General features: G+C 67.9%; 15 protein-coding genes and 3 pseudogenes. 12 read left to right on the top strand and 6 right to left on the bottom strand.

Annotated elements, in window-relative coordinates:
- Nucleotides 1-123: 123 nt before the first annotated feature.
- The 8 genes and pseudogenes from V9G19_RS24835 to pstB form a co-directional block, all read left to right on the top strand.
- Nucleotides 124-813: pseudogene (locus V9G19_RS24835) on the top strand (ISAs1 family transposase); the annotation flags it as partial.
- Nucleotides 814-841: 28 nt separating this feature from the next.
- A pseudogene (locus V9G19_RS24830) lies at nucleotides 842-1,063 on the top strand (hypothetical protein); the annotation flags it as partial.
- 6 nt (nucleotides 1,064-1,069) lie between these two features.
- The gene (locus tag V9G19_RS24825; protein WP_462288116.1) at nucleotides 1,070-1,258 is read left to right on the top strand and encodes a hypothetical protein; all 189 of its coding nucleotides are present in this window, start codon (nucleotides 1,070-1,072) and stop codon (nucleotides 1,256-1,258) included.
- 18 nt (nucleotides 1,259-1,276) lie between these two features.
- Nucleotides 1,277-1,603, top strand: a pseudogene (locus V9G19_RS24820) (transposase); the annotation flags it as partial.
- Nucleotides 1,604-1,902: 299 nt separating this feature from the next.
- On the top strand, nucleotides 1,903-3,066 hold the full coding sequence (gene pstS / locus V9G19_RS24815; RefSeq protein ID WP_462288058.1) for a phosphate ABC transporter substrate-binding protein PstS: 1,164 nt from the start codon (nucleotides 1,903-1,905) through the stop codon (nucleotides 3,064-3,066).
- Between the two features lie 127 nt (nucleotides 3,067-3,193).
- Entirely contained in the window at nucleotides 3,194-4,189 is a 996-nt protein-coding gene (gene pstC, locus V9G19_RS24810; RefSeq protein WP_462288057.1) for a phosphate ABC transporter permease subunit PstC, read from the top strand.
- Complete coding sequence (pstA, locus tag V9G19_RS24805; protein WP_462288056.1) at nucleotides 4,186-5,100, top strand: phosphate ABC transporter permease PstA; 915 nt, start codon at nucleotides 4,186-4,188, stop codon at nucleotides 5,098-5,100. Before pstC ends, pstA begins: the two co-directional genes overlap by 4 nt.
- A gap of 15 nt (nucleotides 5,101-5,115) precedes the next feature.
- Nucleotides 5,116-5,892 (top strand): phosphate ABC transporter ATP-binding protein PstB, encoded by a 777-nt coding sequence (pstB, locus tag V9G19_RS24800; RefSeq protein ID WP_462288055.1) that lies wholly within the window; start codon nucleotides 5,116-5,118, stop codon nucleotides 5,890-5,892.
- A 27-nt stretch (nucleotides 5,893-5,919) separates the two neighbouring features.
- Here the strand turns inward: pstB and V9G19_RS24795 are convergent, their stop codons facing one another.
- From V9G19_RS24795 to V9G19_RS24780, 4 genes are read right to left on the bottom strand one after another with little or no spacing between them, the layout of a single operon-like run.
- On the bottom strand, nucleotides 5,920-6,870 hold the full coding sequence (locus V9G19_RS24795) for an NUDIX hydrolase (RefSeq protein WP_462288054.1): 951 nt from the start codon (nucleotides 6,868-6,870) through the stop codon (nucleotides 5,920-5,922).
- Nucleotides 6,867-9,140 carry an RNA degradosome polyphosphate kinase gene (locus V9G19_RS24790; protein ID WP_462288053.1) on the bottom strand — a complete coding sequence of 758 codons (2,274 nt, stop codon included), beginning with the start codon at nucleotides 9,138-9,140 and terminating at the stop codon, nucleotides 6,867-6,869. Before V9G19_RS24790 ends, V9G19_RS24795 begins: the two co-directional genes overlap by 4 nt.
- Before the next feature lie 13 nt (nucleotides 9,141-9,153).
- Nucleotides 9,154-10,074 (bottom strand): mycothiol synthase, encoded by a 921-nt coding sequence (gene mshD / locus V9G19_RS24785; protein WP_462288052.1) that lies wholly within the window; start codon nucleotides 10,072-10,074, stop codon nucleotides 9,154-9,156.
- Nucleotides 10,061-10,750 carry a response regulator transcription factor gene (locus tag V9G19_RS24780; protein WP_462288051.1) on the bottom strand — a complete coding sequence of 230 codons (690 nt, stop codon included), beginning with the start codon at nucleotides 10,748-10,750 and terminating at the stop codon, nucleotides 10,061-10,063. Before V9G19_RS24780 ends, mshD begins: the two co-directional genes overlap by 14 nt.
- Nucleotides 10,751-10,770: 20 nt before the next feature.
- Here V9G19_RS24780 and V9G19_RS24775 point away from each other — a divergent pair, with 20 nt between their 5' ends.
- On the top strand, nucleotides 10,771-11,043 hold the full coding sequence (locus V9G19_RS24775; RefSeq protein ID WP_462288050.1) for a MoaD/ThiS family protein: 273 nt from the start codon (nucleotides 10,771-10,773) through the stop codon (nucleotides 11,041-11,043).
- A 7-nt stretch (nucleotides 11,044-11,050) separates the two neighbouring features.
- Entirely contained in the window at nucleotides 11,051-11,821 is a 771-nt protein-coding gene (locus tag V9G19_RS24770; RefSeq protein WP_462288049.1) for a hypothetical protein, read from the top strand.
- A gap of 27 nt (nucleotides 11,822-11,848) precedes the next feature.
- On the opposite strand, the gene V9G19_RS24765 is transcribed toward V9G19_RS24770, so the two are convergent.
- A complete protein-coding gene (locus tag V9G19_RS24765; protein WP_462288048.1) occupies nucleotides 11,849-12,214 on the bottom strand; it encodes a DsrE family protein in 366 nt (121 codons plus the stop codon).
- A 56-nt stretch (nucleotides 12,215-12,270) separates the two neighbouring features.
- Between V9G19_RS24765 and V9G19_RS24760 the strand changes: the two genes are divergently transcribed.
- Nucleotides 12,271-12,765 (top strand): heme-binding beta-barrel domain-containing protein, encoded by a 495-nt coding sequence (locus V9G19_RS24760; protein ID WP_462288047.1) that lies wholly within the window; start codon nucleotides 12,271-12,273, stop codon nucleotides 12,763-12,765.
- Nucleotides 12,766-12,774: 9 nt separating this feature from the next.
- On the opposite strand, the gene V9G19_RS24755 is transcribed toward V9G19_RS24760, so the two are convergent.
- Entirely contained in the window at nucleotides 12,775-13,809 is a 1,035-nt protein-coding gene (locus V9G19_RS24755; RefSeq protein ID WP_462288046.1) for an LCP family protein, read from the bottom strand.
- A gap of 19 nt (nucleotides 13,810-13,828) precedes the next feature.
- Here V9G19_RS24755 and ygfZ point away from each other — a divergent pair, with 19 nt between their 5' ends.
- Nucleotides 13,829-14,854, top strand: coding sequence for a CAF17-like 4Fe-4S cluster assembly/insertion protein YgfZ (gene ygfZ, locus V9G19_RS24750; RefSeq protein ID WP_462288045.1), 1,026 nt, complete (start codon nucleotides 13,829-13,831; stop codon nucleotides 14,852-14,854).
- The last annotated feature ends 22 nt before the right edge of the window (nucleotides 14,855-14,876 follow it).

The raw sequence follows: 14,876 nt of genomic DNA, 5'->3' as shown, positions 1-14,876 counted from the left end.
ATGGGCCTGTGACCTGGGAAAACCGTGGCCGGGTGACGGCGTGGCACGTGTGACGGATGGGGCTCGTGGGGCTTGGATTGGAGTTACTACACAGCCACTCCAGCCCGAGAGCCCCACCCGTCGATGCCATCGTCCCCAATGGTCGACGCGAACGCCGATGTACGCGCCGATCTGCTCACTGTCCTTGCCCGCGTCCCTGATCCTCGCGACCCGCGAGGTGTTCGCTTCCCACTCGTCGGAATGCTCGCGGTCGCGGTGTCCGCGGTCCTGGCGGGCGCGAACTCGTTCGCCGCGATCGGTGAGTTCGCCGCCGACCTCGACACCGTGCAACTCGGTCGGCTCGGGCTCGGCAAGGCACCGGTGGAGTCCACGCTACGCAAGCTCTTCGCCCGTCTCGACGCCGCCGCACTCGACGTCGCGTTGGCGGTCTACGCCTGGTGCCAAGTGCGTCAGATCGGCGGCAGGAGAGTGATCGCGATCGACGGCAAGACCCTCCGCGGCGCCCGCACCGCTGAGAGGACCGCGCCGCACTTGATCGCCGCGCTCGACCACGCCACCGGCGTCGTCCTGGGCCAGAATCAGGTCGAGGCGAAGTCCAATGAGATCCCCGCCGTGCGCGACCTGCTGACCGGCTTCGATCCCTGTGACCTGCGCGGATGCGTGATCACCGTGGATGCGATGCACACCCAAGACGACACCGCCGCGACCATCCTCGACGCGGGCGCGGACTACGTGTTCACTGTCAAAGCCAACCGCCCCACGCTCCTGAGCGCGTTGAAGAAGCTGCCCTGGAACAAGGTCCCCGTCGGCTCGCGGACGACCCAACTCGGTCACGGCCGTCGTGCGACCCGGACCATCAAGGTCATCGACCTACCGATGCTGCCGGACTGGCCCGAGTTCGTCGGGTGTCGCCCAGGTCGCGCAACTACGCAGGACCGTCACCAAGAACGGGAAGAAGTCCGTGGAGGTGGTCTACCTCATCACCTCCGCCAGCCATCACGACGCACAACCGGCCACCCTGGCCGCGTGGGTGCAGGGCCATTGGGGAATCGAGAACCGCGTCCATTGGGTGCGTGATGCCACCTTCGACGAGGACCGCTCCCAGGTCCGCACCGGCGTCTTGCCCCGCATCATGGCCAGCCTTACGAACACCGCGATCAGCATCCTGAGGCTGACCGGCCGCTCCAACATCGCAGCCGCGACCAGGCATCACTCACGCAACCCAGAACGAGCCATCACATGCGCGCTGACCTGGTGAGATACGACCTTTCCGGGACCCTGGGTCGCCGCGCACCTCGACGACGCCCGCGCCGACATCCTGGCCTTCACCGCCTTCCCCAAAGGCGCCTGGAAGCAGATCTGGTCGAACAACCCTCAAGAACGGCTCAACCGGGAAATCCGCAGGCGGACCGACGTGGTCGGCATCTTCCCCAACCGCGACGCCCTGATCCGGCTCGTCGGCGCGGTCCTAGCCGAACAACACGACGAATGGACCGAACAACGCCGCTACCTCGGCCTCGAACTGCTCGCCCAATGCCGAAACGCCCTCACCCCTACGGAGGAACCCGTCACGACACCCCAACTCGACGCCATCACCGCCTAACCCCGACACGCCCGGAGGAAGAAAACCTTCAAACACCACGCATCAGGACTTGACCCAATCTTGGCTGCATCTCGACAAAAGTTCATCGGGCAAGAGTTCAATCTTCGCTGCATCTCGATAACAGTGGCCCGCGCAGCAGCTGTGGCGCCGCTCACCGGCGGCGCGCCAACTCTCCGCGTGCTGTTCACGCGCCGTTCACGCTCGGTGGGTCGCCGCGCCATCAGGCATTCCTAACGTCGGCACCGCGAGCATCGCGGCTCGCGCACCCAAGCACGTACCACGCGAGAGGTTCACCGACCGTGAAGATCACCCACAGCGGCCGTATTGCCGCGCTGGCCGTCATCGGCTCCATTGCCCTGGCCGGCTGCGGCTCGGACGACAACCCCAGCGGCAGCTCCAGTTCCGGCGCCGCCTCATCCGGGGCAGCGAGCAGCGAAACGGCCGGCGGCGAAAGCAGCACCGGTGGTGACGCTATGGACTGCCCGACCGGCACGCTGAACGGCGAAGGCTCCTCGGCGCAAAAGAACGCCATGGATGAGGCCATCGCCTCCTATAACGAGAAGTGCCCGGACGTCACGATCAACTACAACCCCAGTGGCTCGGGCACCGGCATCAAGCAGTTCAACGCCGGACAGGTCGACTTCGCCGGCTCCGACTCGGCGCTCAAGACCGAGGAGAAGGACGGGGTGATCGAGACCGATGCCGCCAAGAAGCGCTGCGGTTCCGACGCCTGGAACCTGCCCATGGTCATCGGCCCGATCGCCGTCGCCTACAACCTGCCCGACGCCGAGAAGCTGGTCTTGACCCCCGAGTTGCTCGCCGGGATCTTCCAGGGCGAGATCACCACCTGGAATGACGCGAAGATCGCCGCGGCCAATGAAGGGGCCAAACTCCCCGACACCGCGATCAAGCCGTTCTTCCGCTCGGATGAGTCCGGCACGACCGACAACTTCACCAAGTACCTCAAGGCTGCCGGCGGCGACGCCTGGACGGGCGAGCCGGGCAAGGTGTGGACCGGCAAGGGCGAGGGCAAGGAGAAGTCGGCGGGTGTAGCCGACGCGGTGAGCACCACCGAGGGCGGGATCACCTATGTCGAGCTGTCCTACGCCAAGGACCTGGGCCTGAGCATGGCGCAGATCGACAACGGCTCCGGCCCGGTGGAGCTGACCAGCGAGGCGATCGGCAAGCTCGTCGCCACCGCAACCCAGGACGGCGAGGGCAACGACCTGCGCCTGAAGCTCGACTACGCGACCAAGGAGGCCGGCGCCTACCCGATCGGGCTGGTCACCTACGAAATCGTGTGTTCCAAGAACAGCGACTCCGCCAAGCAGGAAATGATCAAGTCCTTCTTGTCTTTCTTCGCCTCCGCCGACGAGCAGAGCAAGCTGGAGGAGATCGGCTACGCGCCGCTCCCTGCCGAGGTGCAGACCAAGGTGGCCACTGCCATCGAGGCCCTGTCCTGATCGCCAGGCGCCGGGTCCGCTCTTCGCAGGGGGAGGGCGGGCCCGGCGCCGTCAGCATCCCGTTCGTGCGCTAAGCCCAGGGATCCACGGTCACCTCAGCGCTCCTCCGGCAACAGATTGGATCGCGATGCAGAGCATCACCGGTGTTTCGGCAACCGACACCGACCCCGCCGACGCCGCCCCGATTGGCGGCTCGACCGGACGGCTGGGTGACCGCCTTTTCGGCGGCGCGGCGACCTCATCCGGTGTCATCGTCATTGCCCTGGTCACCCTGATCGGCGTCTTTCTGCTCTCCCAGGCCATCCCCGCCCTGAGCAAGAACGGCGCCAACTTCCTCACCTCGACCGAGTGGACGGTCAGCGGGTCCGAGCCGCGCTTCGGCATTGCCCGGCTGCTGCTCGTCACCGTCTTGTCCTCGCTGGTCGCCCTGTTGCTCGCCGTCCCCGTCGGCGTCGCCGTCGCGCTGTTCATCACCAACTACGCGCCGGCGTGGCTGGCCAAGCCCGCGGCCTCAACCATCGACCTGCTCGCGGCCGTTCCCTCGATCATCTACGGCCTGTGGGGATTGAAGGTCTTCGGGCCGCGGACGGCCGGGCTCCAGGACTTCCTGCGCGAAAACCTCGGTTGGTTCCCGCTGTTCAAGACGACCACGGTGAGCAGCTTCACCACGATCTTCCTGGCCAGCATCGTCTTGGCGATCATGATCTTGCCGATCATCACCGCCTTGTCGCGGGAGGTCTTCGCGCAGACGCCCACACCGCACAAGGAGGGGGCGCTCGCCCTGGGCGCGACCAAGTGGGAGATGATCCGCACCGCCGTGTTGCCGTTCGGCAAGCCGGGTGTCATCTCCGCCGCCATGCTCGGTCTCGGCCGGGCGTTGGGCGAGACGGTCGCCGTCATGATCTTGATCTCCACGCTGGCCGCCGGGACGCCGATGTCGATCAGCCTGTTCGACGGCGGTGAGACCTTCGCGTCCAAGATCGCCCTGGGCTCAGGCGAGTTCGACACTCCCCAAAAGACCGGAGCCTACATCGCCGCCGGCCTGGTGTTGTTCATCCTGACGTTCATCGTCAACGCCATCGCCCGCATCGTCATCGAGCGCAGGAAGGCCTTCACCGAATGAGCACCGCTGCCAACGCGGCCGCCCTGCCCGTGCAGGACGCGCGCACCGTCGACCTGTCCGGCAAATCCGGCGGCCGTGCCCTCAAGAACACGCTCGCGACCGTGATCATGTGGGCGGCATTCGGGATCGCGGTGGTGCCGCTCGTCTGGATCCTGTGGACGGTGCTAGTCAAGGGCGGTGCCCTGCTCGCCGACAGCGGCTGGTGGACCCATTCCCAAAATGGGGTTACCGCACGTCGGGAGGGCGGCGGAGCAGTCCACGCGATCGAGGGCACCTTGTTGCAAGGTGCGGTGACCGCTCTCATCTCGGTGCCGATCGGGATCTTGACCGCGGTCTACCTGGTGGAATACGGCCGCGGCATGCTCGCCCGGCTGATCAGCTTCATGGTCGACATCCTCACCGGTGTCCCCTCGATCGTCGCTGGCCTGTTCATCTATGCCGTGTTCATGACGACCTTCAAGATGCAGCGTGCCGGCATCTTCGTCTGTCTCGCGCTGACCTTGCTGATGATCCCGACCATCGTCCGCTCCACCGAGGAGATGCTCAAACTCGTTCCCAACGAGTTGCGCGAGGCGTCCTATGCGCTCGGCGTGCCCAAGTGGAAGACGATCTCCGCGGTGGTGTTGCCGACGGCCTTCTCCGGCATCGTCACCGGCGTCCTGCTCGGCCTGGCCCGGGTCATGGGTGAGACCGCGCCGCTGCTGATCCTCGGTCCCTACACCAAGGCGATCGCCAGCAACCTGTTCAGCGGCAACATGGCGACCTTGCCGACCATGATCAACCAGGAACGCGACCAAGCGCCGACCATGCCGGCATACGACCGAGTGTGGGCGGCCGCGCTCACCCTGATCCTGATCATCCTCGTGCTCAATCTGCTCGGTCGCTTCATCAGCAGCCGCAGCACGCTCTAACCGAAGGCGAACCCCGTGGCGAAGCAAATCGACGTCTCCGACCTGGACATCTACTATGGCGCGTTCAAGGCCGTGGAGGGCGTCTCGATGTCCATCCCGCCGCGGTCGGTGACCGCCCTAATCGGCCCCTCCGGCTGCGGCAAGTCGACCGTGCTGCGCACCTTCAACCGGATGCACGAAGTGATCCCGGGAGGGCGCGTCGAGGGCAAAGTCATGCTCGACGGGCAGGACCTGTATGCCGCTGGCGTCGACCCCGTCGCCGTCCGCCGCACCGTCGGCATGGTCTTCCAGCGGCCGAACCCGTTCCCGACCATGACGATCAAGGACAATGTCGCCGCCGGACTCAAGCTCAACGGGGTCAAAGACAAGCGCAAACTGGACGATGTGATCGAGCGCTCTCTCAAGGGCGCCAACCTGTGGAACGAGGTCAAAGACCGGCTCGACAAACCCGGTGCCGGCCTGTCCGGAGGACAGCAGCAGCGCCTGTGCATCGCCCGGGCCATCGCCGTCTCGCCGCAGGTGCTGCTCATGGACGAACCGTGCTCGGCCCTCGACCCCATCTCCACGCTGGCCATCGAGGACTTGATCAATGAGCTCAAGGAGAAGTACACGATCGTCATCGTCACCCACAACATGCAGCAGGCCGCCCGCGTCTCCGACCAGACCGCCTTCTTCAACCTCGCCGCCACCGGCAAGCCGGGCAAGCTCATCGAGGTCGATGCGACCACGAAAATCTTCAACAACCCGAGCGAGAAATCCACCGAGGACTACATCTCCGGCCGTTTCGGGTAGCCCAACGAAGCTCTCCGCTTCCCGGGGTTATTGGTTCGTGACCACGAGGGGGAAGTGGCGCTCGGCGGTGACGATGCGGGCATCCGGGCCGGTGCCAGCGATATGGACGACGATCGCCTCGCCCTTGGCCATGCCGTGCTCCATCGCCCGGCGCAGCTCCTGCTGCGGGCGGTGCGGGTCCTCATGGGCGAGGATCTCGGCGAAGATCGCCGGCAGCACCGGGCGATGGCTGCACAGCGCGACCGGACGGGCCTTCGCGAAGGCCTTGTCCACCAACTTCTTCAGTCCGCGCGGATCGGCCTCGAAGGTTTCCTCGGAGAGGTCGTCCCGGTCGCGCAGTCGCAGTTGCCGAGCATCGGCATAGGGCGCCAGGGTGTCTCGGCACCGCGTCGAGGAGGAGGTGACCAATCGCTCCGGGGCGTAGGCGCTCAGCAGCGGAACCAACTGCTTGGCCTGCTCTCGCCCGCGGGAATCCAACGGACGCAGCCAGTCCGGCCGGTGCCAATTGGAGCGGGCCAGCGCCCGCCCATGACGGACCACGATCAGTGGCCAGGTGGCCAGCCGCCCGTCGCGGTGAGCAGCGACCACGGCCCGCAATTGGGCCCGGTCGCGGGCATAGTCCAGCCGGGAGTTGGCCGCGGCCGGGTCGAGCCAGTCGATCTGGTCGATTTCGTGATCGAGGCGACCCGCCCCACCGATGACCTCGGCCGCCCAGTAGCGCACCTCCTTGGTTGCCGGCGTGCCGCGCCAGTCGAGGAAGTCGTAGCGAGCCGCCGGTAGCGGGAGGCCGAGCCGCACGATCAGCCCGGTCTCCTCCCCGGTTTCCCGGGCAGCGGTTTCGGCCCACCGTTCGCCTGGGTCGAGTTTGCCCTTGGGCCACGACCAGTCGTCATAGCGCGGCCGATGCACCAGGGCCACCTCAAGAGTGTCCGCGCGAACCCGCCAGGGCACCGTCCCGGCCGCGGGAACGGGTCTCATCGGGATGCCTTGCGCCGCTTCTTTGCGTAGTAGTCGATCGCCTTGGCCTGGAAGTCGCGCAACGGCTCGCCGTCGGCGTTGAGGTGCTGGCGCACCCACCGTCCGTCCGGCTCCAATCGCCAACTGGCGTAATAGCCGCTCATTCCGCGCGTGATGAAGTCCATCAGGAAGGCCACCTGCGCGGGGTCTTCGAGGCGAACCAGGGTCTCGACTCGGCGGTCGAGATTGCGGTGCATCAGATCGGCGCTGCCGATCAGGGCGATCGGCTGCCCGCCGCCACCGAAGACGAACACCCGGGAATGTTCCAGGAAGCGGCCGAGGATCGAGCGCACCACGATGTTGTCGGACAGCCCGGGGATGCCCGGTCGGATCGCGCAGATCCCGCGCACGAGGACCTGCACGCGAACCCCCGCCTGCGACGCACGATAGAGCGCGTCGATCACGCGCTCGTCCACGATCGAGTTCACCTTGATCGCGATCACGGCCTCCCGCCCGGCTTGGGCATGCTCGATCTCGGCGTCGATCAGGTCGATCAGGCCGGTTCGCACGGTTCGCGGAGCCACGAGCAGACGTCTGAAGCGGGAGCGGGGTGCCAACCCCGACAGCTGGTTGAACAGCCGGGTCAGGTCCTCGGCGACATCCTCGCTGCAGGTCAACAGGCCAAGGTCCTCATAGAGCCGGGCGGTCTTGGGGTTGTAGTTGCCGGTCCCGATGTGGCAATAGCGACGCAGCCCCTCCGCCTCCTGGCGAACGACCAAGGAGAGCTTGCAGTGCGTCTTCAACCCGACGATTCCGTAGACGACGTGCACGCCGGCGTGTTCAAGCATCCGCGCCCAGGAGATGTTGTTCTGTTCATCGAAGCGGGCCTTGATCTCAACGACCGCGAGCACCTGCTTGCCCGCCTCGGCCGCCTCGATGAGGGCGTCGATGATCGGGGAGTCGCCACTGGTTCGGTAGAGCGTCTGCTTGATCGCCAGGACGTGCGGATCGGCGGCGGCTTGCTCAATGAAGGCCTGCACCGATGTCGAGAAGCTGTCATAGGGGTGGTGCAGCAGGATGTCCTGCTTGCGGATGGCGGCGAACACATCGCGCGCTTTGGCGGACTCGGTCGGGGCGAGGTCGACATTGGTGCGCGCGACGAAGGGCTCGTAGTGCAGCTCGGACCGATCGAGGTCGGCGATGATGTTCAACCCGCGCAGGTCAAGCGGGGTGGGCAGCCGGTAGACCTCGCTCGCGTGCACGCCGAGTTCGCGCACGAGCAGGTCCAAAACCTTGTCGTCGATCGCCTCGTCCACCTCCAAGCGCACCGGGGGCCCGAACCGGCGCCGGGTCAACTCCCGCTCCAAGGCCTTCAACAGGTTCTCGGCGTCGTCCTCCTCGACCTCCAGATCCTCGTTGCGGGTGACCCGGAAGGTGAAGCTCTCCTGCACCTGCATGCCGGGAAAGAGCAGATCCAGGTGGGCGGCCATCAACTCTTCCAAGGCGATGAACCGGGTCAGCGCACGGGTCTCGAGCGACCCGGGTTCGTCCTCGACGACGTGCACGAACCGTGGCAGCGACGGCGGCACCTTGACCCGCGCGAAGTGCTCCTTGCCGGTCTTGGGGTTGACGAGGTCGACGGCCAGGTTGAGGGACAGGCCGGAGATGTAGGGGAAGGGGTGGGCCGGGTCGACCGCCAGCGGCGTGAGGACCGGGAAGATCCGGCTGGTGAAGTAGTCGCGCAGCCGCTCCTGCTCTGCCCTGGCCAACTGTTCCCACGTGACGATCGTGATGCCCTGCCGCGCCAGCGCAGGACGCACCGCGTCGCCAAAGATCCGCGCCTGCCGGGCGAGCAGGTCGTGGCTGACGGCCGAGATCTGGTCGAGCACCTCCCGCGGCTCCAGGCCCGAGGCCGAGCGCACGGCGATCCCGGTTGCGATGCGTCGTTTCAGCCCGGCGACGCGCACCATGAAGAATTCGTCAAGGTTGGAGGCAAAGATCGCCAGGAAACGGGCCCGCTCCAACAGCGGCAACTGCTCATCGGCGGCCAGCTGCACGACGCGTTCGTTGAACTGCAGCCACGACACCTCCCGGTCCAGGAAGCGGTCCTCGGGCAGCCCGGCGAACGCCGGACTCGCCGGCAACGGAGCCGCCAGCCGGACAAAGCGGCCGTCCGGACCGCGCAAGGTGGTCCGTCGCACCGGTGCCGCCGCGATACCGACCTCGGCGCTCTCCCGCGGGTGATCCGTTTCGGGGACCGAGCTCAGGGCGGGGAGATCGCTTGGCGCCATGGCTTGTATCTTGTCAGTTCCGTCGGCTCGGCACGAGGCCTGGGCCGCCGTCCCGGGCATATTGCGCATCCACTGTGAGGGTGCCAAAGCCCAACCGTCGGTAGGTCGCCACTGCCCGCGGATTGTCCTCATCGACATAGAGGACGACGGCCCGCAGGCCCTGGGCCGCCACGTGCCGCAGCCCGGCGACAGTCAGCGGCGCCGCGATGCCGAAACCCTGCCAGGCTGGCGCCAGCGCCAGCACGTACACCTCCCCGGCCGGCATACCGTCGACGCGTTCGCGAGGGTCGATCTTGGTCCAGTGACTGCCGGCGAGCTGCCCGTCGGGGCCCCACAACATGAGCAGGTCCGCCGGATCGAACCACGGCTGGGCCATCAGGGCGGCCAACTCCTGCCGACCGACTCGGCCCTGCTCCGGGTGGGTGGCGAACGCCGCGGCATTGACCGCGAGCCAGGCGTCCTCGTCACCCGGCGCGAACGCCCGCAGCTCGAAGCCGTCCGGGAAGTGCACGGATGTGGCGGCGTCGGTCGCGGTCAGCTCGCGGGTCATCTTGTGCAGCCGCCGGATGGGCACCAGGTGGTGCCGGGCGGCGAACGCTTGCGCCGCCGGCAGGTTCCCGTGCGCCCACACGGTGTCCGCGTGGGCGTCGCCGTCGCGGAGCAAATCCCGCAGCACCGTGGTTCCCAACCCGAGGCGCCGTCGGTTCGGCGCGACGACCAGTTCGATGGTCCCCTCGGGCAGACGAGCGCCGTATGCCGCGACCGCGCCGTCGGCCTCCCGGCGCGCCACCGTGCGTGCCTCGCCGGGATCGTCCACCAGCATGCGGAAGCGTTCGGAAAGCGGCGCGATGCCGTCGTGCGCGGCCGCCCGGTCGAGCAACTCGCGGATCTGCTCAGCGACGCAGTGGCGATCGGGCTGGTCAAGCGGGGACATCGGCCGAGGGGTCGTTGACGAATCGGTAGCCCACGTTGCGCACCGTCCCGATCAGCGTCTCGTGGTCTCCACCCAGCTTGGCTCGCAGCCGGCGCACATGCACATCCACGGTGCGGGTGCCGCCGAAGTAGTCATAGCCCCAGACTTCCTGGAGGAGCTGTGCCCGGGTGAACACCCGGCCCGGATGCTGGGCGAGGTACTTGAGCAACTCAAACTCCTTGTAGGTCAGATCGAGCGGGCGGCCACCCACCTTGGCGGAATAGCTCACCTCGTCGATCGTCACCTCCCCGGCGGTGATCGGCGCCTCGTCCTGTGGGTCGGCGACCTCCATTCGGCTCTGCGCCAGCCGCAGCCGGGCCTCCACCTCCGCCGGGCCGGCGGTGTCGAGCATCACCTCGTCCACACCCCAATCAGCGGTCAAACCGGCAAGCCCGCCCTCGGTGAGGACGGCGATCACCGGGATCGATGTCCCGGTCGCCCTCAGGATGCGACACAACGACTTGGCGGCGACCAATTCGCGGCGGGCGTCGACGAGAAGGGCGTCACCGGGTGGGGCGTTGACCAGCGCGGCGGCCTCGGCCGGCAACACGCGGACGCTGTGGGACAGTAGGCCGAGGGCGGGAAGCACCTCTGCGCTCGAGGCGAGCGCATTGGTCAGCAGCAGCAGCCGAGCCATAGGGGGCAGGATAGGCCGTGATGGAGAGCGAAGAGATGTCCGATCGGGCTGCGGACGCACCGGTCACGCTGCGCTATTGGGCGGGCGCGCGGGCGGCGGCAGGCGTCGAGAGCGATCGGCTCCCCGCCGGGCGGCTCGATGCCGTGCTCGACGCAGCGACGCGATTGCGGCCCGAGTTGGCGCCGATCGCCCCGCTGTGCTCGGTTCTGGTCGACGGGGTGAGCCTCGATGACGCGGCCGAGATCGCCCCGGGAGCAGTCGTCGAGCTGCTGCCCCCCTTTGCCGGGGGCTGATGGCAAGATGACCGCCGTGGCGCAGGTGGCGGCGGACGGGATGACCCGCGCGAGCGTTGCCGTCACCGTGGCCGGTGCGGCGCTGCTCGCGGTGGCGGGGCTGGCTGGTCTGCCGTATGTCGTGCTGGCGGTGGCCCTCGGCGGCTTTGTCATCGCCTTCGGGCTGGCCCCGATCATGGGCGCCACCAACCGGCACCGCTCGAGTCTCGTCTTGGCCCTGGCCACCTTCCTCGGGGCCGCCGCGGTGCTCACCGTGGAGTCCGAACCGGCGCTGCGGCTGCTTCCGGTGGCGGTCGCCGTCTCGGTGATCGTCATGTTCCTCGTGCAGCTCACTCGGGCGGACAACCGCCCGCGGCTAAGCGCCTGCCTCGCGTGCGACGCGCTGGGGATCGGCGTGATCACCTCCGGAATGACGTTCGCGCCGCTCGCGCACGCCGGCAGCGGCCGCTATCCCGTCACCTTGGCCATGGCCGCGATCGGGCTGTCCTGCCTGCTCGATCCGTTGTTAAAGCGTCCCCGGGCCCAGGGTCTGCTCTTCCCGGCGGCCGCCGTTGCCGGTGCGATGGGCGCCCTGGCCGCCAACGCCTGGGCTGCCGCGCCCGTGACGGCGGCGACGGCCGTCCTGATCGGCGCCGTGAGCGGCGGCATTGCCCACGCCATGCGGCGCACGCTGGCCGAGCAGGCGGTCGTGGAAGGTCGCGGGACGCTGACCGTCGCCGCCGCCGGCCTGCTCACGCCGGGTCTTGCCGTGTTCACGATCGCCCACTTGCTGGGGTGAGGCGTCCCGATTGCTGACCGGCCGTGGTCAGTAGACCAGCGCCTGAACATCGTCGTCGAGGATCTCCTCGACATAACTCGCACTCCCGCGGATCACCGCACCGGGACGCAATTGCTCGGCGGTCAGGTCGCGGCGGACCGCGCATTGGGTGCAGACCGTCACGTTCCCGGCGGCGGCGACCGAATCGATGAGCTCGGCCGCCGGCATCGCGTGCGGGAGCACGAGCTGTTCCGCCCCGCCGGGGGTGGCCAGCCACGACGCCTCGCCGGTCAGCCACAGGCTCACCTGGACCCCGCTGGCCAGCGCTGTGGCCGCCACCGTCAGCGCCTGGTTGGCGCGCTCGGGTGCCTCGAGGCCGGCGGTGAGCATGACAACGAGTCGGGTTCGGGCCACACCCGGAAGGCTACGGGACGCGCGCGTGCGGCATCCGGCATGAGTAGCATCGTGATGTGTTCGCTCTCGATGACACGATCCACCCCGATATCGCCGCACTGGCCTGGCTGGTCGGCCGGTGGGAGGGCGCCGGGGTCGTCGGCTATCCCTCGATGACGTCGCGCAACTTCGGCCAGGAGATCGTGGTCAGCCATGACGGGCGGCCATTCCTGGAGTGGCAGAGCCGGTCCTGGCTGCTGAACGAGGACGGGACCGTCGAGCGCAAAGCGGCCCGAGAGAGCGGCTTTTGGCGGGCGACCCCCGAGGGGGAAGCCGAACTCTTGCTTGTCCACCCGACCGGCATCCTGGAGCTCTACTACGGCACGATCGAGCCGGCCCGGATCACCCTGCAGACCGACGGCGTCATGCGCAGCCAGCACGCCCGCGAGTACAACGCCGCCAGCCGGCTCTACGGCCTGGTCCACGGGAACCTGATGTGGGCGATGGACATGGCGGCGGGCGGGCAGCCGCTGCAAAGCCACCTGTCGGCCGAACTCAAACGCGTCGAGTAGCCGACCAGCTCACGGGCCCGCGGCGACATAGCCGGCGAGGTCGTCCTTCTGCAGGGCCAGGCCCAACTGCTCCATCCGCGCCTCGTCGACCAGGTCGATCGCACCGCCGTCGGGCGCGGTGCCATAGCCGGTGAACGGCGCGGTGACAAAGACGATGTCGCCGCCGCGCACGTTGCGCATCGCCAGCGCCTCGGAGCGCATCAACTTCGGAGTGAGCCGCTTGTCGACGACGAGATTGTCGATCGCGGCGTCCATGAACGAGGTGAGCTTCATCGGGTTGAGCAGCACCCCGGGAGTGAGCGTCTTGACCAACAGCGCCTTGATGAACGCCATCTGCCGCCGCCCGCGCGAGATGTCCCCCTCGGACAGCGAGTAGCGCTCCCGGACAAAGAGCAGGGCCTGCGCACCGTCAAGGTCGTTCCAGCCCTTGGTGATCGTCAGCCCATTGGACGTGCTCGGCTCCTCGGCCCAGACCCGCACGCCCCCGACGGCGTCGGTCATCCGGGTAAAGCCCTCGAAGTCGATCTTGGCGGCGTGGTCGAATTTGACGCCGAGCATCGACTGCAGGGTTGCGGCGAGCAGGGGCGCGCCGCCGAAGGCGTAGGAGGCGTTGATCTTGTTCTTGCCGCGGCCGGGGATACTCACATAGAGGTCGCGGGGGAAGTGGATGAGATAGACCTTGTCCTTGGCCTTGGTGACGTGCGCGAAGATGATGACGTCGGAGCGGCTGAAGGTGTCGCCGGGACGGGCGTCGGAACCGATGACCAGGTAGTTCTCGCCCATGCCGGTCACCAGCGGCTTGGCCGGTTTGCCCGTCGAGTCGGAGCCTTCGGGTACGACTGCTGGGGCGTCGACGCCGAGCAGGTCGTCTTGGACGATGCCGTCGATCTTGTTGCTGAGGAACCACACATAGCCGCCGATAGCGAGCAGGGGCACCAGCAGCAGGGCGATGACCGTGACGAGGACACGCCGCCCGCGCCGTTTGCGTTTGGGCGCGTCGCCGGCAGCGTCCAGCTCGGTTTCGTCGGGGAATTGGTCCAGCACCGGCACAGTTTAAGTCGGTATGCCGCTTATTCCCTCTCCGCTGCTCGCCCGCCCTAGGGCGGTGGTCGGGGACGGGGCGGACGCCGCCGTGGCCGCCCACTATGGGGACCCGTTGCGGGAGCAGCGGATGCTCACCGAGGGCCTTGCCGTCGTGGATCTGAGCCACCGGGACGTGCTGACGATCGGCGGGCAGGACCGGTTGCGCTGGCTGCACTCGATGACCACCCAACAGCTGGCGGACCTGTCGCCGAACACCTCTCGCGAGTCGCTCGTGCTCAGTCCCAAGGGCCATATCGAGCACGCCCTGCACCTGGTCGACGACGGGACCCAGACCTGGATCACCGTCGAGCCCGGCACCGGGGTTTCTCTGCTCGACTGGCTCACTTCGATGCGGTTCATGCTGCGGGTCGAGCCGTTGTTGCGGACGCAGGAGTATGCCGTGCTCGGCGAACCGATCTCCGGCCAAACCAGCGCCGCCGATCCCACCGGGTGGCTGGCCTGGGTGGACCCGTGGCCGCAGCTGATCGGCGACACCGCGGCATACGGGCCGGTGGAGCATCCCGCGAACGGCCGGCGCTGGCGGGAGCTGATCGTGCCCCGGCGGCAGCTGGAGGAGGCGGTCGGCGACCGGCCGCTCGCCGGGATGTGGGCGGCCGAGGCGTTGCGGGTGGCCGCTTGGCGGCCCCGGCTCGGTTTCGAGAGCGACCACCGCACGATCGCCCACGAGGTCGACTGGCTGCGCACCGCCGTGCACTTGCACAAGGGCTGCTACCGCGGCCAGGAGACGATCGCCCGGGTGCACAATCTCGGTCGCCCGCCGCGACGACTGGCCTTCCTCCATCTCGACGGCTCGGGTCACGTGCTGCCTGCGCGGGGCGCGGCGGTGCTGGCCGGGGACCGCCAGGTGGGGCACCTCACCTCGGTGGCCCGTCACTTCGAGGATGGTCCGGTCGCGCTCGCGCTGCTCAAACGCACCACCCCGACCGACGCCCTCTTAAGCGCCGACGGCATCAGCGCCGCCCAGAGCGTCATCGTCGCTCCCTGAGGGCAAGACCGGGGCGGGCAGG

Origin of the sequence: Nostocoides sp., from assembly GCF_037045025.1 — a bacterium.
Classification (GTDB): Bacteria; Actinomycetota; Actinomycetes; order Actinomycetales; family Dermatophilaceae; genus Nostocoides_A.
The sequence above is the reverse complement of the archived record's forward strand: the minus strand, read 5'-3'. Positions and strand labels throughout refer to the sequence as shown.